At 63.6% G+C, this 20422-nt stretch carries 18 protein-coding genes; 11 read left to right on the forward strand and 7 right to left on the reverse strand.

The features are described 5' to 3' along the window. Nucleotides 1-302 precede the first annotated feature (302 nt). A complete protein-coding gene (locus JQ558_RS03585) occupies nt 303-1154 on the reverse strand; it encodes an SDR family oxidoreductase (RefSeq protein WP_212275738.1) in 852 nt (283 codons plus the stop codon). A gap of 217 nt (nt 1155-1371) precedes the next feature. Between JQ558_RS03585 and JQ558_RS03590 the strand changes: the two genes are divergently transcribed. Continuing rightward, the gene (locus tag JQ558_RS03590) at nt 1372-2868 is read left to right on the forward strand and encodes an aldehyde dehydrogenase family protein (RefSeq protein ID WP_212292906.1); all 1497 of its coding nucleotides are present in this window, start codon (nt 1372-1374) and stop codon (nt 2866-2868) included. A gap of 147 nt (nt 2869-3015) precedes the next feature. On the opposite strand, the gene JQ558_RS03595 is transcribed toward JQ558_RS03590, so the two are convergent. After that, nucleotides 3016-3393: a winged helix-turn-helix domain-containing protein gene (locus JQ558_RS03595; protein ID WP_212209537.1), complete on the reverse strand. Its 378-nt coding sequence runs from the start codon at nt 3391-3393 to the stop codon at nt 3016-3018. 138 nt (nt 3394-3531) lie between these two features. Here JQ558_RS03595 and JQ558_RS03600 point away from each other — a divergent pair, with 138 nt between their 5' ends. The 3 genes from JQ558_RS03600 to JQ558_RS03610 all read left to right on the forward strand — a co-directional run bounded on the left by JQ558_RS03600 (nt 3532) and on the right by JQ558_RS03610 (nt 7068). Continuing rightward, nucleotides 3532-4659, forward strand: a complete 1128-nt coding sequence (locus JQ558_RS03600; RefSeq protein ID WP_212292907.1) for an alkene reductase — start codon at nt 3532-3534, stop codon at nt 4657-4659. Nucleotides 4660-4763: 104 nt separating this feature from the next. Next, on the forward strand, nt 4764-5279 hold the full coding sequence (locus JQ558_RS03605) for a GFA family protein (protein ID WP_212292908.1): 516 nt from the start codon (nt 4764-4766) through the stop codon (nt 5277-5279). A 124-nt stretch (nt 5280-5403) separates the two neighbouring features. After that, entirely contained in the window at nt 5404-7068 is a 1665-nt protein-coding gene (locus tag JQ558_RS03610) for a thiamine pyrophosphate-binding protein (RefSeq protein WP_212292909.1), read from the forward strand. 185 nt (nt 7069-7253) lie between these two features. On the opposite strand, the gene JQ558_RS03615 is transcribed toward JQ558_RS03610, so the two are convergent. Further along, on the reverse strand, nt 7254-8642 hold the full coding sequence (locus tag JQ558_RS03615; RefSeq protein WP_212292910.1) for an LLM class flavin-dependent oxidoreductase: 1389 nt from the start codon (nt 8640-8642) through the stop codon (nt 7254-7256). 183 nt (nt 8643-8825) lie between these two features. On the opposite strand from JQ558_RS03615, the gene JQ558_RS03620 reads away from it, so the two are divergent. Both JQ558_RS03620 and JQ558_RS03625 read left to right on the forward strand, forming a co-directional pair. Further along, a complete protein-coding gene (locus tag JQ558_RS03620) occupies nt 8826-10211 on the forward strand; it encodes a M20 family metallopeptidase (protein ID WP_212292911.1) in 1386 nt (461 codons plus the stop codon). Between the two features lie 166 nt (nt 10212-10377). Beyond that, complete coding sequence (locus JQ558_RS03625; RefSeq protein WP_212292912.1) at nt 10378-11214, forward strand: IclR family transcriptional regulator; 837 nt, start codon at nt 10378-10380, stop codon at nt 11212-11214. 3 nt (nt 11215-11217) lie between these two features. On the opposite strand, the gene JQ558_RS03630 is transcribed toward JQ558_RS03625, so the two are convergent. The 3 genes from JQ558_RS03630 to JQ558_RS03640 form a co-directional block, all read right to left on the reverse strand. Further along, nucleotides 11218-12726 carry a tripartite tricarboxylate transporter permease gene (locus JQ558_RS03630; RefSeq protein WP_212292913.1) on the reverse strand — a complete coding sequence of 503 codons (1509 nt, stop codon included), beginning with the start codon at nt 12724-12726 and terminating at the stop codon, nt 11218-11220. 7 nt (nt 12727-12733) lie between these two features. Further along, on the reverse strand, nt 12734-13219 hold the full coding sequence (locus JQ558_RS03635; RefSeq protein WP_212292914.1) for a tripartite tricarboxylate transporter TctB family protein: 486 nt from the start codon (nt 13217-13219) through the stop codon (nt 12734-12736). A gap of 179 nt (nt 13220-13398) precedes the next feature. Next, a complete protein-coding gene (locus JQ558_RS03640) occupies nt 13399-14364 on the reverse strand; it encodes a tripartite tricarboxylate transporter substrate binding protein (RefSeq protein WP_212209546.1) in 966 nt (321 codons plus the stop codon). A gap of 344 nt (nt 14365-14708) precedes the next feature. On the opposite strand from JQ558_RS03640, the gene JQ558_RS03645 reads away from it, so the two are divergent. Beyond that, complete coding sequence (locus JQ558_RS03645; protein ID WP_212209547.1) at nt 14709-15125, forward strand: hypothetical protein; 417 nt, start codon at nt 14709-14711, stop codon at nt 15123-15125. Then, complete coding sequence (locus JQ558_RS03650) at nt 15122-15985, forward strand: alpha/beta fold hydrolase (protein WP_212292915.1); 864 nt, start codon at nt 15122-15124, stop codon at nt 15983-15985. The genes JQ558_RS03645 and JQ558_RS03650 overlap by 4 nt, the downstream gene beginning before the upstream one ends. Before the next feature lie 14 nt (nt 15986-15999). Here JQ558_RS03650 and JQ558_RS03655 read toward each other — a convergent pair whose 3' ends face one another. Continuing rightward, complete coding sequence (locus JQ558_RS03655; protein ID WP_212292916.1) at nt 16000-17265, reverse strand: D-amino acid dehydrogenase; 1266 nt, start codon at nt 17263-17265, stop codon at nt 16000-16002. 307 nt (nt 17266-17572) lie between these two features. Here JQ558_RS03655 and JQ558_RS03660 point away from each other — a divergent pair, with 307 nt between their 5' ends. The 3 genes from JQ558_RS03660 to JQ558_RS03670 all read left to right on the forward strand — a co-directional run bounded on the left by JQ558_RS03660 (nt 17573) and on the right by JQ558_RS03670 (nt 20419). Further along, a complete protein-coding gene (locus JQ558_RS03660) occupies nt 17573-18664 on the forward strand; it encodes a LysR family transcriptional regulator (protein WP_249142330.1) in 1092 nt (363 codons plus the stop codon). A gap of 91 nt (nt 18665-18755) precedes the next feature. Continuing rightward, nucleotides 18756-19607 carry an amino acid ABC transporter substrate-binding protein gene (locus JQ558_RS03665; protein WP_212209662.1) on the forward strand — a complete coding sequence of 284 codons (852 nt, stop codon included), beginning with the start codon at nt 18756-18758 and terminating at the stop codon, nt 19605-19607. A gap of 80 nt (nt 19608-19687) precedes the next feature. Continuing rightward, nucleotides 19688-20419 carry an amino acid ABC transporter permease gene (locus JQ558_RS03670; RefSeq protein ID WP_212209550.1) on the forward strand — a complete coding sequence of 244 codons (732 nt, stop codon included), beginning with the start codon at nt 19688-19690 and terminating at the stop codon, nt 20417-20419. Nucleotides 20420-20422: the final 3 nt, after the last annotated feature.

The raw sequence follows: 20422 nt of genomic DNA on the forward strand, positions 1-20422 counted from the left end.
GTGCAGCATTTCTTGTGCTAACCGCACACGGGACCGCGGGTGCAGCGCGCACCCGGTCTTCCCTGCGCCCTCTCATTGGAGGGCGGGAAGTGTCTGGCATAGCTCGGGCGCAATGCGTCGCGAGAATGCGAAACTGCGTTTGGATGACGGTGCAGATACAAACACCGCCGTCGTCCCGGCCTTGAGCCGGGACCCATACGCCGCGGCCCATCGATGAGAGCACTGGCGTTAGCGACCTTCTGCAACAATGAGCATCACGCGGTATGGGTCCCGGCTCAAGGCCGGGACGACACCGAGTCTTATCACTTCCCCTTCACAAACCGCGCAAACGCCTCCGCGTAATCCTTGTGCCAGCGCGACAGCGCCGGGCGGTTTTCGACGATATCACCGGCGGCCCACAGCATGCGCCGTTCGTCGAGTTGCCGCGGCACGTCATTGTCGGGGCACAGGATATAGAAATCGCCGGCATCGATGCGTTCAATCATGAAGTCGACGGTCTGCTCCGGCGTCCAGGCACCATCAGGTTTCTCGGTGCGGCCGCGGGAGGTGAGGGCTGTGAAGACGTGACCGGGGATCATCAGGTGCGCGCTGATCTGGCACCCTTCGGTGTTGCGCAGCTCATGCTGCAGCGCCTCGGTCAGCGCTTTCACGCCGGCTTTGGAGACATTGTAAGCGGGATTGCCGGGCGGCGTCGTAATGCCTTGCTTGGAGCCGGTATTGATGATGAGCCCGGGCCGTCCGCGTTCGATCATGTGCGGCGCGAAAACCTGGGTGCCGTGGATGATGCCCCAGAGGTTGACGTTCAGAATGCGCTGCCAGTTCTCCAGCGGCCCAAAGCTGTTGCTGTCGGGGCCGATGCCGGCATTGTTCATCAGGATGTCGGTGCCGCCGAACCGCTTCTGCACCGCAGCTTCGAGCCTGGCGACGTCCTCAAACCGGCTGACATCCACCTCGGCGGTCATCACATCGGCGTCGCCGCCCTTGGCGACAGACGACAGTTTTGTGGCAGCCTCCGCCAGCCGCGCGGCGCCGATATCGGCAATGCAGACTTTCATGCCGAGGCCGGCGAACCGCATCGCGGCCGCCAGCCCGATGCCGGACGCGCCTCCGGTGATCACGGCGACATGATTGGTGGACATGGCAGGGTGGGGCATGCAGACTTCCTCCGGACACAAATCGGGTTACACTACTTATCAGCGCAAATCTTCATCAGGACAATATCGGCACGTACGAACCGGCATGGCAGGTCTTCATTTCCCGTCCCGCTTCCGGAGGCTCGTTCCGCTTTACGGTTCGGAGCCCAACGCTATAGTTATCCATATATAACGATCTTCATCACAAGAACGGCTATCGATCCAAGGGAGTAAATACATGGCTGTATCACAGGCAATTCCGATCACGCGCCACCCCTATGCGGATGGTTCCTACAAGAAGATGCTGATCGACGGCCAATGGGTCGATGCGGCCTCCGGCAAGAAGTTCGAGACCCATAACCCGGCGACCGGCGAACTGCTCGCCACGGTAGCCGAGGGCGACGCCGAGGACATCAACCGTGCGGTGGCGGCAGCCCGGCGGGCCTTCGAGGGTCCGTGGAGCAAGGTCAAGCCGTTCGAGCGGCAGAACCTGCTGTTGAAGCTCGCCGATCTCGTCGAGAAGAATTTCGAGGAGCTGTCGCAGCTCGATACGCTCGACATGGGCGCGCCGATCAGCCGCACCCGCGGCAACCGGCTGCGCGTGCTCGGTATGCTCAGGTATTATGCGGGCCAGGCCACCGCGCTGCATGGCGAGACGATCGAGAACTCGCTGCCCGGCGACATCTTCTCCTACACGCTGAAGGAGCCGGTCGGCGTCGTCGGCGCGATCATTCCCTGGAACGGCCCGCTCAGCGCCAGCGTCTGGAAGATCGGTCCGGCGATCGCGACCGGCTGCACCGTGATCCTGAAGCCGGCCGAGGAATCGCCGCTGACCTCGCTGCGGCTGGCCGAGCTCTGCATGGAGGCCGGCATCCCGCCCGGCGTCGTCAACGTGGTGCCTGGTTACGGCGAGACCGCGGGCGCGGCACTGTCCTCGCATTCCGGCGTCGACAAGGTCGCCTTCACCGGCTCGCATGTCACCGGGCAAGCCATCGTCAGGGCCTCCGCCGGCAACCTCAAGCGCGTGTCGCTGGAGCTCGGCGGCAAATCGCCGGACATCGTGTTCGCCGACGCCGACCTCGATGCGGCGGTGCCGGGCGCGGCGATGGCGGTGTTCGCCAATTCCGGCCAGATCTGCAGCGCGGGGACGCGCCTGTTCGTCGAACACAAGATCTATGACGACTTCGTCGGCCGCGTCGCCGAATTCGGCAAGAAGCTGCAGGTCGGCAACGGCCTCGATCCCAACACCCAGATCGGACCCTTGGTGTCGGCGGAGCAGATGAAGCGCGTTTCCGGCTATCTCTCGATCGGCCAGCAGGAGGGTGCCAAGGCGCTGACCGGCGGTACGCCGCTGACCGAAGGCGCGCTGTCGAAGGGCTATTTCGTGGCGCCGACGGTGTTCGCCAACGTGCAGGACAATATGCGGATCGCGCAGGAGGAAATCTTCGGCCCGGTGATCTCGGCGATCTCGTTCAAGGACACCGACGAACTAATCGCACGCGCCAACGCCACCACGTTCGGATTGGGCAGCGGCGTCTGGACCACCAATGTCAGCAAGGCGCATCAGGTGGCAAAATCGCTGCGCGCCGGCTCGGTCTGGGTCAATTGCTACCAGGCGATGGACCCGGCAGTGCCGTTCGGCGGCTACAAGATGAGCGGCTACGGCCGCGAGTCAGGCAAGCAGCACCTGGAGGAGTATCTCAACGTCAAGGCGGTCTGGATCAAGACGGGGTAGGGTTTACGTCGTCCCGGCCTTGAGCCGGGACCCATAACCCCGGTCATCTGTTGTTGAAAGAAGCCGTCTCCCATTGTGCTCAATAATTACCGCTGCGGCGTATGGGTCCCGGCGTTCGCCGGGACGACGACTACTAAAAATCGGTCGTCACCCCGCCCGCTTCTTCCGGCCGATCTCGCTGCGCAGCGCCTGCAACTCCTTGCGCGCCGCGCTCGCGGCGTTGCGTTCGATCTTGCGGTAGCGCTTGACCAGCGAGATGCCGAACGACGTCAGCACCGCGCCGCCGCCGTTCTTGCCGCCGGTCTGCCGCTCGACGGCGGCCTGCCGGCAGATGCGGTTGATCTCGTCGACCAGATCCCATGCCCGCTTGTACGACATCTCCATCGCGCGGCCGGCAGCCGAAATCGAGCCGCAGGTCTGGATGTTCTCCAACAGCTGGATCTTGCCCGGCCCGATCCGGGCGTTCGCATCCAGATCGATGCGAACGCTGAGCGAAGGAAGCGATTTGGCACTCGATTTCGGCATGAAAATACTTGCTCACTACATCGGTTCGAGCGGGCGCCCGCTTCGCTTTCAAAACAAAAGCTGCTCCAGTCTTTTACGGGCAAGCGGAACCGGTTACATACTCGTATGAATACGGATACTTTGGAGTTCCCCACCGGCATGAATCATCCATCATTGTTTTCTCCGCTGCAGATCGGTCCCTACCAGCTCAAACATCGTCTCGCGCTGGCGCCGCTGACGCGGATGCGGGCGGAAAAGCCCAGCCTCGCGCCGCGGCCGCTGAACGCGGAATATTACGCCCAGCGCGCGACGCCGGGCGGATTGCTGATTGCCGAAGCCTCGCCGGTCATGGCGACGGGTTTTGGCAGCCCCGGCGTCCCCGGAATTTATAACGAGCAGCAGATCGCGGGTTGGCGAAAGGTCGTCGATGCCGTTCACGCCAAGGGCGGCGTGATCTTCCTGCAGCTCTGGCATGTCGGCCGCGTTTCGCATTCCTCGTTCCAGCCCGGCGGCGTGCTGCCGGTGGCACCCTCGGCGGTTGCAATCCCGCCCGATCTGAAGACCGGGACGGCCGACGGCAAAGCCGTGACCTACGAGACGCCGCGCGCGCTCGAGACATCCGAAATCCCTGGCGTGGTCGATGCCTACCGGCAGGCGGCGAAGAATGCGCTTGCCGCCGGCTTCGACGGCGTCGAGATCCACGGTGCCAACGGCTATCTGATCGAGCAGTTCCTGCAGTCGCACACCAATCTGCGCACCGATCAATATGGCGGCTCCATCGTAAACCGCACGCGCTTTCTGATGGAAGTGACAGAGGCCGTGGTCGAGGTCTGGGGCGCGAGCCGCGTCGGCCTGCGGCTGTCGCCGTACGGTATCGCCAATGGCAGCGGCGAGCCGGACCCGATGCCGCTCTATAGCCATGTCGTGCAATCGCTCAATCCGTTCGGGCTTGCCTATCTGCATTTCATCGAACCGCGCTCCAGCGGCGCCGGCCGCGCCGAGGTCAACCATCAGAACGTGCCGTCGGCGATGGTGCTGTTCCGCCCCATTTGGAAAGGCGTGCTGATCACGGCCGGCGGCTTCACCGGCGAGACCGCTGACGCCGCGATCGCGGCCGGCCATGCCGATGCGATCGCGTTCGGACGGATCTTCATCTCCAATCCGGACCTGCCGCGCCGCCTGCAACGCGGCTTCCCGCTGACGCCCTATAACCGCGCGACCTTCTATGGCGGCGACGTCGCCGGCTACACCGACTACCCCGCACACGACGAGTTGGCGCAGGCATAGCACTCCACCGTCATTGCGAGCGAAGCGAAGCAATCCATCTCACAACGTAACGAAAGAATGGATTGCTTCGCTTTGCTCGCAATGACGAAACGTGAGGACCGAGCATGTTTCCCGAGCTCGAAGAAACCGAAAAGAAAAAGGCAAAACCGGTGGCGGTGGGAAAACCCGCCGCCGGCCAATGCCTCTGCGGCAAAGTCTGCTTCGAAATCGACGTGCCGGCGCGCTGGGCCTGGCACGATCATACGCCGTCGAGCCGCCGCGCCCACGGCGCGGCCTACGCGACCTATGTCGGAAGCTGGCGCAAGCGCTTCCGCATCACCAAGGGCAAGACCTCCATCACGCGCTATGAAGACAACGCGACCAAGACCGCGCGCAGCTTCTGCAGCAGCTGCGGCACGCCGATCGCCTACGAGCGCCCGCGTTCGCCGCACATGGTCAACATTCCGCGCGCGCTGTTCACCGGCCGCACCGGCCGCCAGCCGCTCTACCACATCGCGATCGAGGAGCTGCAGGAATGGGCTTATACCGGCGAACCGCTGGTGCCGCTGAAAGGTTATCCCGGCGTGGTCTGGCAGCGCTCGAAAAAGAAGAAGCGCAGTGATCGCGAGGGGATGTTCTAGCCATAACCAGCTTCATGCCTGATCACGCAGGGCAGCCATGACCGCGCTCCATTTGATCTCACCATTGCCGATCGTCATGATGGCCTGATCCCGAGAGGTCAACGAACCTCGGGCAGGAGGAAGTATGAAAAATCGCATTACCGGGCGCTCGGCCTTTCTCGCGCTGCTGAAGGACGAGGGCGTCACGCATCTGTTCGGCAACCCCGGCACCACCGAACTGCCGATCATGCACGCCCTGAAGGATCGTCCTGACCTCACCTATGTGATGGCGATGCAGGAGAGCCTGGTGGTCGCGATCGCCGACGGTTACAGCCGCGCCTCGGGCAAGCTCGTCGCCTGCAACGTCCACGTCGCGCCCGGGCTCGGCAATGCGATGGGCTCGCTGTTCAACGCGGCCTTCACCGGCACGCCGATGATCCTGACTGCGGGCCAGCAGGAGCAGGGCCACGGGCTGATGGAGCCGGTGCTGTATGGCCCGCTGGTGCAGATGGCGGAGCCGCTGGTGAAATGGGCCGTCGAGGTGACGCGGCTGGAGGATCTGCCGCGGATCGTGCGCCGCGCCGCCAAGATCGCAACCACGCCGCCGACCGGGCCGGTGTTCATCTCGCTGCCGGGCGACATCCTCAACGCCGAAGCCGGCATCGAGCTCGGCCGCTCCACCCGCGTCGATACCCGCGTCAAACCATCGGACGAAGCGCTCGGGGCGTTGGTCGCGCGCATCCTCAAAGCGGAGCGGCCGGTGATCATTACCGGCGACGAGATCGTCAAGAGCGACGCGTTGAAGGAAGCCGCGCAGTTCGCGGAAGCGATCGGCGCGCCGGCCTATCAATGTTCGACGCCCTACGGCGCGCACTTCCTGTCGGAAAGTCCGTGCTTCATGGGCGCGCTGTCGCGCCTGCAGAAGCAGGTTCGCGAAGTGCTGTCGCCTTACGATCTGATGATCGTGCTCGGCGCCGATCCGTTGCGGATGTCGGTCTACAGCGAAGTCGATCCGCTGCCCGACGGGCTCGGCATCGTGCAGATCGGTCTGGTCGACTGGGATCTCGCCAAGAATTACGGCGCCGAGATCGCGCTCAAGGCCGACGTGAAGGAAACCCTGCGCGCGTTGGTGCCGGCGCTGAAGGCGGCCGGCGGCGGCGCGCTCGAAACGCGCGCCAAGCAGGGCGTGGCCGCGCTGGCCTCAAAGAACTGGACCGCAAAGCGCAAACCGCTGATCGAGCAGATATCGAAGGCCAGCACCAAATCGCCGATCGATCCGGACTGGCTGGCGCTGCAAGTGGTCGAGGCGATGCCCGACAATGCGATCCTGGTCGATGAAGGATTGACGTCGTCGCGGCAGATCCTGGCATTGCGGCCGCACCGCGACCGCTACGGCTATCACGCGCTGGCCTCGGGCGGCATCGGCTGGGGCCTGCCGGCTTCCGTCGGCGTCAGCCTTGCCAATCCCGAGCGCCCGGTGGTGTGCTATTCCGGCGACGGCAGCTCGATGTATTCGATCCAGTCGCTGTGGACCGCCGCGAACCACAAGCTGCCGCTGACCTTCGTGATCGTCAACAATGGCGGCTATCGCATCATCAAGCAGCGTCTGCTCGCCTTCCACGGCGACGATCATTATGTCGGCATGGACTTCGTCGATCCGCCGGTCGATTTCACCGGCGTCGCCAAATCACTCGGGCTCGAAGCTATGCGTGTCACCGATCCAGGGCAACTGAAGTCGGTGCTGTCGTCAGCTATTGGTCGGCCCGGCACCAAGCTGATCGAGGTGGTGGTGAGCAATTCGGTGAATTGAGAGGTAATGCAAACTATCCCCGTCATGCTGAGGTGCGCGCTCTTGCGCGCCTCGAAGCACGACGGCCCGGCTGTGGCCGATTCATCCCTCGAGGCTCGCCCAGCGGTGCAAGTGCACCGCAGGGTTCGCACCTCCAGCGACAACGGCGAAGCCGTTGCGCGGGGATGACGGAAGTAGCAGCGTTGTCATTCCGCCGCCTTCACCCGCGCACCCGGCCGATACTGGCTCGCCGGATGCTGCGCCGTCAGCCGCGCGCGGCCCTTGCCGAACAGCTTCTCGCGCAGCGTGCCCTCGGCATACGCGCTCTTGTATCGCCCGCGACGGGTCAGTTCGGGCACCAGCATGTCGGCGATGTCCTCGAAATCGCCGGGCGAGGTCGCGAAGGCGACGTTGAGGCCGTCGACGTCGGTCTGCTCGAACCAGGCCTCGATATCGTCGGCGACCTTCTCGGGCGTGCCGACCACGACGGGCCCGGCGCCGCCGATGCCGACATGTTCGATGACTTCGCGCACGGTCCAGACCCGATCCGGATCGGCGCGGGTGACGTTGTCGAGCGCGGTGCGGCCGGCGTCGTTCTGGACGTGGCGGACCTGCTGGTCGAGGTCGTAGCCGGAGAAATCGACGCCGGTCCAGCCCGACATCAGCGCCAGCGCGCCCTCGGGATTGATGTGCTTGCGATAGTCGGCGTATTTCGCCTTCGCCTCCGCCTCGGTGCGCCCGAGGATGATCGTCATCATGCTGAACATCAGGATCTCGGCCGGGTTGCGCCCGATCTCGCGTGCCAGGTCACGGATCGCCGCGACGCGCGGACCGATGATCTTGGCCGACGGGCCCGACATGAACACGCATTCGGCGTGCCGGGCGGCGAACTGCCGGCCGCGCGGCGAGGTGCCGGCCTGGTACAGCACCGGCGTGCGCTGCGGCGACGGCTCGCTCAGATGAATCGCATTGAGCCGGTAATGACTGCCCTCATGCGCGATGGGGTGCACCTTCGCCGGGTCCGCGAAGACGCCGCGCGCGCGATCGCGCAGCACGGCGGCGTCCTCCCAGCTGCCTTCCCAGAGCTTGTAGACCAGCTCCATATATTCATCGGCGATCTCGTAGCGGTCGTCGTGCGCGGTCTGCTTGTCCTTGCCGGCGCCGCGCGCGGCGCTGTCGAGATAGCCGGTCACCACGTTCCAGCCGAGCCGTCCCTCGGTAAGGTGATCGAGCGTCGACATCCGCCGCGCGAACGGATAGGGCGGCTCGAACGACAGATTGCTGGTGACGCCGAAGCCGAGATGCTTCGTCACCGCCGCCATCGCGGGAATCAGCATCAGCGGTTCATTCGAGGGGGTCTGCGCGCCGTTGCGCAGCGCCGCGTCGGGGCTGGAGCCGAACACGTCATAGACGCCGAGCACGTCGGCGAGAAACAAGCCGTCGAAACGCCCGCGTTCCAGCGTCCTGGCGAGATCCAGCCAATAGGGCAGTCGGTTATAGTCAAGGGTACGGTCGCGCGGATGGGTCCACAGCCCGGGCGATTGATGCGCCACGCAGTTCATGGCAAAGGCGTTGAGCCGGATCTGTTTTTTCATGGTGGTGGAACCTTGGCTATTCCCGGATACGCCGCCCGGTCGGATGCCGGGCTGCTGGCGGAAATTGTTGCATTGCATGAGGCTTAGCAAGGCCTTATTCGCCCCGACTGATACTACTTCCAGTAGATGAGTTGTCTAACTACACTAACCAGTGATACGTTCGCGAACGCAAAAGGAAACAGCATGACGACGAGAGCCGACGCGATTGAAAATGTCCGTCAGCAGTTTCATTCGGGCGAATTCCTCGCCGAGCTCAACCGCCGGGTCGGTTTCCCTACGCAGAGCCAGGAGCCGCTGCCGGGCGATCCCTTGCGCGCCTATCTGGTGGAAGGACTGCAGCCTGCCTTTGAAGAGCTCGGGTTCTCGACCCGGCTGATCGAGTCGCCGCTCGGCAAGGGCCCGTATCTGCTGGCGGACTATCGCGAGGATCCGTCATTGTTGACGGTTCTCTCCTACGGTCATGGCGACGTTGTGGGTGGCATGGTCGGTGAATGGCGCGACAACCTCAATCCGTGGCAAACCACGACCAAGGGCGATCGCGTCTACGGCCGCGGCACCGCCGACAACAAGGGGCAGCACAGCATCAACATGGCGGCGTTGCGCGCCGTCCGCGAAGCCCGCGACGGCAAGCTCGGCTTCAATGCCAAGTTCATCATCGAGACCAGCGAGGAGATCGGCTCGCCGGACCTGGCTGAGGTCTGCGAGGCGCTGCAGCAGGAACTCAAGGCCGACTTGTTGCTCGCATCCGACGGCCCACGGCTGTCGGCGGATCGTCCCACCATCTTCCTCGGCTGCCGCGGCGGCGTGCGCATCCATCTCGACGTCAACCTGCGTGAAGGCGGCAATCACTCCGGCAATTGGGGCGGCCTGCTTGCCAACCCCGCGACCATCCTGGCCAACGCGATCGCCGCGCTGGTCGATCACCGGGGGCGGATGAAACTCGACATCATGAAGCCGCCGCGCATCACGAACCAGATCCGCGCGGCACTGGCCGATGTCGAGGTCGAGCCGATGGCGGATGAGCCGCAGGTCTCCGAGAATTGGGGCGAGGATGGCCTCTCCGCCGCCGAACGCGTCTATGCCTGGAACACGCTGGAAGTGCTGGCGATGTCATCGGGCAATATCGATGAGCCGGCGAACGCGATTCCAGGCGTGGCTCGCGCCGTGCTGCAGCTTCGCTTCGTGGTCGGCACCGAATACGAAAAGGTGGTCGACGCTGTCAGGACCTATCTGCACGCCAATGGCTTTGCGATGGTTGATGTCAGCGGGCAGCAGAGGTTTGGCGCGTCGCGTACCGATTTGGACAGCCCCTGGGTCAACTGGGCGGCGAACTCGATCCGGCAGACCACCGGAAAGGCGCCGGCGATCCTGCCGAATATCGGCGGTTCGCTGCCCAACGGCGTCTTTGCCGAAGGGCTCGGCCTGCCGACGATCTGGATTCCGCATTCCTATCCCGGCTGCTCGCAGCACGCGCCGGATGAACACATCCTGCTGCCGGTCACCGAGGAAGCGCTGGCCATCATGGCGGGCCTGTTCTGGGATCTCGGCGAGGTGCCGCGTAAACCGTGATGCCGTTAATGGTTCGTGTGACGGAATAAGAACGATGCTGCGGCGCGAAAACGCCGTTTCATGCTATAAAAATTTAGCTCTGCGTATCGTCAGGCGAAATATTGCTCTGTCGCCCGCGCGCCGCGCTCTCTAGGATCGGGGGAAGCGCGATGCGGGGAAGGGCGGCATGAACGCGACGTCACCTAAGAAGAAGCCAGCGCTGTCCGTCGCCGGGCAGCCGGCCAACTTCAACGCCATCCAAAAGGTCTGCGCGATCCTGCGCGTGCTGGCGCAGAACTCGCCGCTGCGGCTCACCGAGATCGCCGACTCCACCTCGCTGAACAAGGCGACGGCGCTGCGCATCCTCGGCTCGCTGATCGAGGAGGGCTTCGTCACCCGCGTGACCGGCGCAAAAACCTACGAGCTCGGCCAGGAGGCGCGGGTGATGGCGGTCAGCGCGCGCCGCACCGTCGACATCGCCGAACTGGCGCAGCCGAGCCTGCTGCGGCTTTCGGAGCGATCCGCCGATACCGCGCTGTTGTCGGTGCGCAGCGGCGTCGAGGCGCTGTATCTGGCGCGTTCCGTCGGCAGCCATCCTTTGCAGCCCAATTACCTGCAGATCGGCAGCCGCCGGCCGCTCGGCGTCGGCGCCGGCAGCCTTGCGCTGATGGTGTGGCTGCCGGACGCCGAGATCGACGCCATCATCGAAGTCATCATGCCGCGGCTGGCGAAATCGCCGCGCATCACGTCGAAATATCTGCGCGAGCGGATCATAGCTGCCCGCAAGCATGGCCATACCGTGCAGATCGACGTTGCCCTTCCCGGCATGGGCGGGGTCGGCGTCCCGATCCGCGACGATGCCGGGCAGGTGATTGCCGCGCTGAGCGTCGGCGCCTCCAGCGACCGGATCAGGCGGCGCGAAACCGAGCTTGCGGAGATGCTGAAGAAGGAAGCGCTGATCCTGACACGGGCAATGGCGCAGCCGGTGAAACCGGGTGCGCTGAAGGTGATCAAGCCGAGCTAGGGATCAAACCCCTTCATCGAGCGCGACCAGCTCGCGCTTCTTGCGCAGCGAGGGCAACAGCGGTCCGACCAGCAGCACTACCGCGAGCGCCAGGCAGGTAGCCGAGATCGGCCGTGTCACGAAGGTCATCAGGTCGCCCTGGGAAAGGATCAACGATTTGCGCAGGTTGTTCTCCAGCATCGGTCCGAGCACGAAGGCCAGCACCAGCGGTGCCGGCTCGTAGCCGAGCTTGCGCATGAAATAGCCGATCACGCCGAACGCGATCATGACGTAGACGTCGAACACGTTGTTGCTGGAGCAATAGACGCCGATGATCGTGAACAGGACGATCAGCGGAAACAGGATGTTGTACGGCAGCTTCAGCAGCTGAACCCACATCCCGATCAGCGGCAGATTGAGCACCAGCAGCATCAAATTGCCGATATACATGCTGGCGACGATGCCCCAGAACAGACCCGGGTTCTGCGTGATCAGCAGCGGTCCGGGCTGCAGGCCGTGAATCACGAACGCCCCCAACAATAGCGCCATCACCACGTTTGGCGGGATGCCCAGCGTCATCAGCGGAATGAAGGCGCCGCCGGCCGCGGCGTTGTTGGCGGCTTCGGGTCCCGCCACGCCTTCGATCGCGCCATTGCCAAAACGCTCCGGCGTTTTCGACAGCCGCTTCTCCAGCGCGTAGGACGCGAATGACGAGATCACGGCGCCGCCGCCCGGCAGGATGCCGAGGAAGAATCCAAGAACGGTTCCGCGTGCGACCGGCCCGGTGCTGGCCTTCCAGTCTTCCTTGCTCGGAAACAGCTGCGTGATCTTGGCGTTGATGATGTCGCGCTTGATGATGTGCTCGGTATTGAGCAGCACCTCGGCGACGCCGAACAGGCCCATCACCACGGGGACGAGGCCGATGCCGTCGATCAATTCAATCCGGCCGAAGGTCAGGCGCGGCTGCGCCGTGATGCTGTCCAGCCCGATCAGGCCAAGCACGATGCCGATGCAGGCCATCAGCAGCGCCTTCGCCATCGATCCCTGCGTGAGGAAGGTCAGCACCACGAGGCCCAGCGCCATCAGGCTGAAATAGTCAGCCGGCCCGAACGCGATCGCGACGCTGGCCAGGGACGGCGCCACCAGCATCAAGGCGATCAGCGCGAAGGTACCGGCGATGAAGGAGCCGAACGCGGAGATGCCGAGCGCCGGCCCGGCGCGGCCTTGTTTCGCCATCTGGTGGCCGTCGATGCAGGTGACGACGGAAGCCGCTTCCCCGGGGATGTTGACCAGGATCGACGTGGTCGAGCCGCCATACATCGAGCCGTAATAGATGCCGGCCATCATGATGATGCCGGATTCCGGCGTTCCCGACAGCGTGACCGGCAGCAACAGCGACATGGCCGAGATCGGCCCGATGCCGGGGAGCACGCCGACCAGCGTGCCGATGAAGACGCCGATGAAGCAATAGACCAGGTTGACCGGCAACAGAGCGATGCCGAAACCGTGCGCGACGTTGATGATCGTGTCCATGTCGCGGTCAACCGATTTCGAAGATGCCCGAAGGCAGCTGGATCAAAAGCAAACGTTTCAGAATCCACCACATGCCGAGCGGGGCGATGACGGCGATCGGGATCGCCAGCGACCAGCGCACCGGATCGATCAGCCGCAACAGCAGCACCATCAACGGGATCGACGACAGCAGAAAGCCGAACGTATCGAGCGAGAAGGCGAATGCGGTGAGGGAGGCGATGACGATCAACGGTTTGGTCCAGCGCGCATTCTCCCAGCGCGAACCGAATGTCGGTCCGCCCTCGGTGAGCGACGCAATGATGATCGATGCCGCGAACAGGCACATCAGGATGCCGGTGTAGAACAGCACGTAGCCGGAGCCGGGATCGTTGATGGTGCCCAGTTTCAGCTTGAGCCCGGACCGGATGACGAAAAGGCCGAGCCCGAGCCCGATCAATCCACCCCACAATTCGGAATTGTTGAAGCGGAATTTGACGTTGCTGTTATTGCTCATGGATTGTTCTCTCAGCCGTTCCCCGGACTGCGCAGCACCATAAGCGCGTTTACGTGTGGTTTCCACACGCTATGGCGACGGCGCTGCAGAGCCGAGGTCGGTCTTGCTGTGTTGTGGGTCCCGGCTCTGCGGAGCAGCGCTTTGCGCCGCACCGCGTCCGGACACGAGGATGGTCTATGCTACTTCTTCGCCAGCCCGAGCGAGTCGATCACCTTGCGTTCGGAATTGGTGACCTCGACGACGAACTTCTTGTAGTCCTCGGTATTCTTGTAATTCGGCACCATGTCGTATTTCGCGAGCGTTGCGATCACGGCCGGGTCCTCGAGGGCCTTCTTGAAGGCGTCGTGCAGCTTGGCGACGATCTTCGGGTCCATGCCCTTCGGTCCGGCGATGCCGAACGGCGAGTCATAGACCATGGGATAGCCGAGTTCCTTCAGCGTCGGCACGTTGGGAAAATTCGGCGAGCGCGCCGAGGTCCACACCATCAGCAGCCGCAACTTGCCGGCGTCGACCAGCGGACGCCATCCGGTCGAATCCGCCTGCAGCATGGTGTGCTGGCCAAGCACGGCGGCGTTGGTCTCCGCGCCGCCCTTGAACGGCACCTGCGTCAGCTTGATGCCGGCGAGCGTCGCGATCTGTTCCATGCCTATATGCAGCGAGGTTCCGGCGCCCGGGGTCGCGTAGGTCACCTTGCCGGGATTCTGTTTGGCGAAGTCGACGACGTCCTTCCAGGTCTTGAACTGCGACTCGGCATTGGTGGTGACACCGAAGGTATAACCGGTGAGGTGGATGATGTAGGAGAAATCCTTGGACGGATCCCAGGATACTTCCTGCATCAGCGGCAGGCGGAACACGGTGATCGGTAGCTGCGCGATGGTGTAGCCATCGGGCTTGGCTCCGGCCGCCATGGTGGCCGGACCGACGGTGCCGCCGCCGCCCGCCTTGTTGTCGATCGCGATCGGCTGGCCGAGAATCTTGGAGGCGCTTTCGGCGATTGCGCGCATCGTAAGGTCGGTCGATCCGCCCGCGGGCCACGGCACGATCAGGGTGATCGGCTTGGTGGGATATTCCTGCGCGCCGGCGGCGGCGGAAATCAGCATGCCGACGGCGGCGACAGCGAACATCAAACGGCTTGGTCTCGACATCTCAAACTCTCCCTTGCGGCCCCGTTGGAAGCGAGGCCGCTTTGTTGCTCTTTGATGCCTTCAATCTTCTCTGAAAACGCAGGCGAAGAAAAGCGCATTGACCGCGCTAACCTATGCAATCGGCTCAGCAATTGGCTGGAATTGACATCTGCGACAATTGGTCTGCCGCGGCATCCCGAGATACGGAATTTACCGGGTCGCACGTGTGCGGCAAGCATGGTTGCACGGCGTCAACGCCGTGCCGCCAACCTTGCGACCATGGAACGTTCGGGCCATCATATCACGATATGACGGCAGGGTTCCGTTCTCCCGATGCCGTTATTGCCGAAAACCCCCTGGAGCGCATGAGTTCAGCTTCGAACGCGACCGACAATGCGGTCCTCAAAGCATTCGCGACAATCCCCGCGCTGCTCGAACAGGCGCCGGAGCTGATCGTTCGCGGCCGGTTTCTCGACTGCGAGTGTCTGCTCGGACCGACCGGCCATCCTCTTCACGCCTCGATCCGTGCCGGCCGTATCGTCGATTTGACATCGGCGCCGGTGCTGATGCGCTCCTGGCGGTTTGCCTATCGCGCTTCGCCGGCCGCCTGGGCGGCGTACTGGCAGCCCGCGCCGCGGCCGGGCTGGCATGATCTGCTCGCCCTGACCAAGCGCGGCGAGGCCGCTATCGAGGGCGATCTGCATCCCTTCATGACGCATCTGCAATATTTCAAGGATGTGCTGGCGTTACCGCGGCAGCATTTCGCGGTAGCGGCATCATGAGCGGCTATGTCGAGCCGATGATCGGCCGCTATGTCCATGTCGACATCGGCGCCGAAATGCATCGCATCTATTTCGAGGAAAACGGCACCGGCATTCCGCTGGTGTGCCTGCACACCGCGGGTTCCGATGCGCGGCAATGGCGGCATCTGCTGGCCGACGCGGAGTTCGCGAAGCATTTTCGGATCATCGCGTTCGACATGCCCTGGCACGGCAAATCCAATCCGCCGGCCAGCTGGAACGGCGACGAATATCAGCTCACCACGGCGCGCTACACCGAAACCATCCGCGCCTTCTGCAAGGCGCTGAAGCTCGACAAGCCGGTGGTGATGGGCTGCTCGATCGGCGGCCGCATCGTGCTCAATCTGGCGATCGATCACGCCGCCGAATTCCGGGCGTTGATTGGCCTGGAAGCGGCTGATTTCCAGGCGCCGTGGTACGATACCACATGGCTCAACCGCCCCGACGTCCATGGCGGCGAAGTCTGCGCGGCGCTGGTGTCGGGTCTGATTGCGCCGCAGGGCCCGCAAGCGGCGCGGACCGAGACGCTGTGGGGGTACAAGCAGGGCGGACCCGGCGTCTTCAAGGGCGATCTCTATTTTTATCGGGTCGACGGCGATCTGCGCGGCCGGGTCGAGAACATCGACACTGATGTCTGCCCGCTGTTTCTGCTCACCGGCGAATATGACTTCTCCTGCACGCCGGAAGACACCAAGCGCACGGCGGCGGCGATCAGGGGTGCCCATGTCACCATCATGGAGCAGCTCGGCCATTTTCCGATGAGCGAGAATCCCGAACAGTTTCGTCGCTACATTGCGCCGGTGCTGGCCCAGATCGTCGCGTCGGCTAAAGTCACCGGCTAGCAGCCGTTGCCGCTTCAAGCCGCGCGGTGCAAGGCGAAGGGTCCGCCTTCGATCGCCGGCCGCTTGCGATCAATCAAATCCGCCGTCAGCCGCGCGCTGCCGCAGGCAAGCGTCCAACCGAGCATGCCGTGGCCTGAATTGATGAACAGGCCATCAAGCGGCGACCAGCCGATGATCGGCCGGCTGTCGGGCGTCATCGGGCGCAGCCCACACCAGGGCTGGACGTCACCGGTAGCATTGATACCGAGCAACTCGGCTGAAGCGCGGCGCAGCGTGTCGATGCGCCCGACATCGATCCTGGCATCATCACTCTCGAGGTCGGCGATGCCCGCGACCCTTATCGTCGTCCTTTCGCCGGACGTGAGCGGCGCGAACACCAGCTTGCGTTCCATATCGGTGACGCTGTGGCGCAGCGCGTGGGTACCGTCAGGCGGTGTCAGGGTGATGCTGTATCCTTTGACCGGATAGATCGGCAGATAGAATCCGCAAGCGCGCGCAAAGGCACGCGATGCCGCGCCCATGCACAGCACAAAGCGGTCCGCCTGCACACGCCCTTTCGTGGTCTCGACCGCGCAGAGGCGGCCGCCGGACCTGACCGGCCCAACCACCGGCGCGCCCAGCAGCCATTCGATGTTGCTGCGCTGCTTCATGCGGGCCGTGAGTGCGGCGCAGAATGCCGCACAATCGCCGACCTGCTCGGAGGCCGTGTAGACCCCGCCCGCGAGATCGCGCACGTCGAGTTTGAGCCCAGGCTCCAGCGCCAGGCACTCGGCAGGTGTCAGGACCTGTTGCTGATCATCACTCGTGCCCATCCTGGCGATTGCGCCTCGCGCCGTGTCGAATTCCTTGCCTGTCCGGAATACGACGAGCTTGCCCGCGGTCCTCAATCCGAACGCGAGCCCAAGGGCCTCGGACAGCTGCGCCAACTCGCTCCGGCTCAAGGCGGCGAGCGCAAGTTGGGCGCCAATGGTCTCTTGCACGGCGTTCGAGCGGCAGGCCAGCAGGAAACGCGCGCCCCATGCCACCAAAGCAGGGTCCAGGCCGGGCCGAATGCGAATGGGCGAACCCTTCGACATCAATAGCGATGGAAGCTTCATCAGCAGCGCCGGCGAGGCCAGCGGCGCCACGAAGGCGTAGCTGAGCTGGCCGCCATTCGCAGCGCTGGCGTCTGCTCCGGTGGAAACGTTGCGGTCGACGACGGTGACATCATGTCCGGCTTCGGCGAGGCGCCATGCTGTGGTGAGGCCGATGACGCCGGCGCCGAGTACGCAAATTTTCATTTCGATGTCTCTTTTTGAAACGGCCGCCCGATCGAAACGTAACTTGACCGGGGACGAACTGGATGGTGTGGGCACCGCCAGACTAGGGCGTTCACTCGCCGCCACTGATGCGAAGGTCGCATAATGCAAAACTTGCATCATCGGCCGCGGCGTAGCACGCTAGCGATGGGTGGCGGTTTTGGGCGGGTTGCGGGCCGGGTTATGACAGGGCGCCGACTGATCGGGATGGACCTTTCGGCGACGGCCGGGCGCCGCGATGCAAAGCTTGCATTGGTCAAGGCGCATGCCGATTGGCTAGGTTCCGCGCATGGGGGATCACATTCTTGACCGGCAACGAGCACCCGACGCTGTTCGCTGCCTTGCGCCGCCTGGAGAGGCGCCGCAGGCCGGCGCGGCGGCGCCACGCGTCCAGGCAAGGTGCGTGATGGAGCTGCGCTGGCTGCAGGATTTTCTGATGGTGGCCGAGACCGGCAACTTTACGCGGGCGGCCGAGCGACGAAATACCTCGCAGGCCGCGTTCAGCCGCCGGATCAAATCGCTGGAGGCCTGGCTCGGCTTCGACCTGATCGACCGCAGCGTCTATCCGACCCAATTGACGCCGCAGGGCGAGCGCTTTCGCGAACATGCCGGCGAGCTGCTGCGGCAGATGCTGGACGCGCGGGTGGAGCTTGGCGGCAAGCCGGTTCGGCGTCACGAACATATCAGGATCGCGTTGCCGTTTGCGATGGCGACTTCCCGCCTGCCGCATTGGTGGCAGCTCTGGTCGCAGGAGCGGCGCCTGAGCTGCTCGGTCGTGGTCGGCAATATCCACGACCTCGTCACCTCGCTGGTCTCGAACAATGTCGACCTGATGATCTGCTACCACCACGCCCAGCAGCCGATCCATCTCGATCCGGACCGCTATGAACGTGCGATCCTCGGCACCGAATTCCTGCGGCCCTATGCCAGCCAGGCGCTGGTGACGAAGGGGAGTGCCTCGCTGCCCGGCCGGCCGACGCATCCGGTGCCGCTTCTGATGTACTCGCCGGGCGTGTATTTTGCGCGCCTGGTCGATCTCATCCTGGAAAATGCCCCGGTTTCCGGCACCCGGGTGATCGAAAGCGACATGTCGGACGTGCTGTGCGAAATGGCGCTCGCCGGCCGCGGCGTCGCCTGGCTTTGCGAGAGCACGGTGGCAGCCTCCGGCCGCAAGGGGCTGACGGCGGTCGGCGGTGACAAATGGGCGCTGCCTTTGTCAATGGTCGCCTTTAGAGATAGGACGAATAGCCAGCGGTCGCTAAATCTGTTTTGGTCCGAGTTATGCAGGTATAGTGCCGGACACGATGGGGGCAATCAGGAAAGGACCGCCTCGAGATCGTCGGCCAAATCACCTTCCAGGTCGTCGAGATCGAGTGGATGATGAATTTCAAACCAATAGAGGGAGAAGTTACGTGAAACACCGTCATATTATCGGCTGTCTGCTGGCCGGCGCGTTGTGCGCCACGCCGGCGATGGCGCAGGAACTCACCGGAACGTTGAAGAACATCAAGGATACCGGGGCCATCACGCTCGGCTTCCGGGATTCGTCGATTCCCTTCTCCTATCTCGATGACAGCCAGAAGCCGGTCGGCTACGCCATGGACATCTGCTACAAGATCGTCGATGCCGTGAAGAAGGAGCTCAAGCTCGACAAGCTCGAGGTCAAGCTCAATCCGGTGACGTCGTCGACCCGGATTCCGCTGCTGGCCAACGGCACCATCGATCTGGAATGCGGCTCGACCACCAACAACGCCGAGCGCCAGAAGCAGATCGCCTACACCAATACCCACTTCCTGACCGCGAGCCGCTACGTCTCGAAGAAGTCGAGCAAGATCAACTCGATCGACGATCTGAAGGGCAAGGCGGTGGTTTCGACATCGGGCACCACCAACATCAAGCAGCTGACCGAAGCCAATGCGGAAAAGAAGCTCGGCGCCAACATCATTCCGGCCAAGGACCACGCCGAAGCCTTCCTGATGGTCGAGACCGACCGCGCGGTGGCGTTCGTGATGGACGACATCCTGCTGGCGAGCCTGGTTGCCGGCTCGAAAGCGCCGGATGACTATGTGATCTCCAAGGACGCGTTCTCCAAGCCGGAGCCCTACGGCATCATGCTGCGCAAGGACGACCCGGCCTTCAAGAAGGTGGTCGATGCCGCCACATCAGCGCTCTATAAGGGCGGCGAGGGCCAGAAGATCTACGACAAGTGGTTCACCCAGAAGATCCCGCCGAAGGGCCTGAACCTGAACTCGCCGATGAGCGCGGAGCTGAAGAACCAGTACGCCAAGCCGTCGGATTCGCCGGATCCGGACGCCTACAAATAAGCAAACAGGTGCTTCTGCCCATGCAATGGCCCAACCATTGCATGGGCACGTTTCGGCGACGTAGCGGACGGTAGGCCTTCGTGAATTACAATTGGAACTGGAGCATCTTCTTCGAGCCGGCCCCGGGCGGGACCGGCACCTATTTCGATATGCTGCTGTCGGGGCTGTGGCTGACCATCCAGACCGGGATCTTCGCCTGGATCATCGCGCTGATATTCGGCTCGATCGTCGGCGTGTTGCGGACGCTGCCATCGAAGACCGCCTACTGGATCGGCTTCGCCTGGGTCGAATTCTTCCGCAACATGCCGCTTCTGGTGCAGCTTTTCCTCTGGTTCTTCGTGCTGCCGGAACTGCTGCCGCGGAGCTGGGGGCTGTGGCTGAAGCAGATGCCTAACGCGCCGTTCTATACCGCGGCGATCGGGGTCGGCCTGTTCATGTCGGCGCGCGTCGCCGTGCAACTGGCCGCCGGCATCGCCTCGCTGCCGCGCGGACAAAAACAGGCCGCGACTGCGCTCGGGCTGACGACGTTTCAAGGTTATCGCTACGTATTGCTGCCGATTGCATTTCGAATCATCATGCCGCCGCTGACCTCGGAGTTCCTCAACACCATCAAGAACACGGCGGTCGCGATCACCATCGGCCTGATCGAGCTGACCGGCCAGGCGCGATCGATGCAGGAATTCTCGTTCCAGGTGTTCGAGGCTTTCACCGCCGCGACCGTGATGTATCTCTTGATCAACATCGTCGTCGTCACCGGCATGCGCTTCCTCGAACGCAGCCTGGCGATCCCCGGCTACATCACGGGGAAATAGCGC

The sequence above is a fragment of the Bradyrhizobium sp. AUGA SZCCT0160 genome (genome assembly GCF_018130105.1).
Lineage (GTDB): Bacteria > Pseudomonadota > Alphaproteobacteria > Rhizobiales > Xanthobacteraceae > Bradyrhizobium.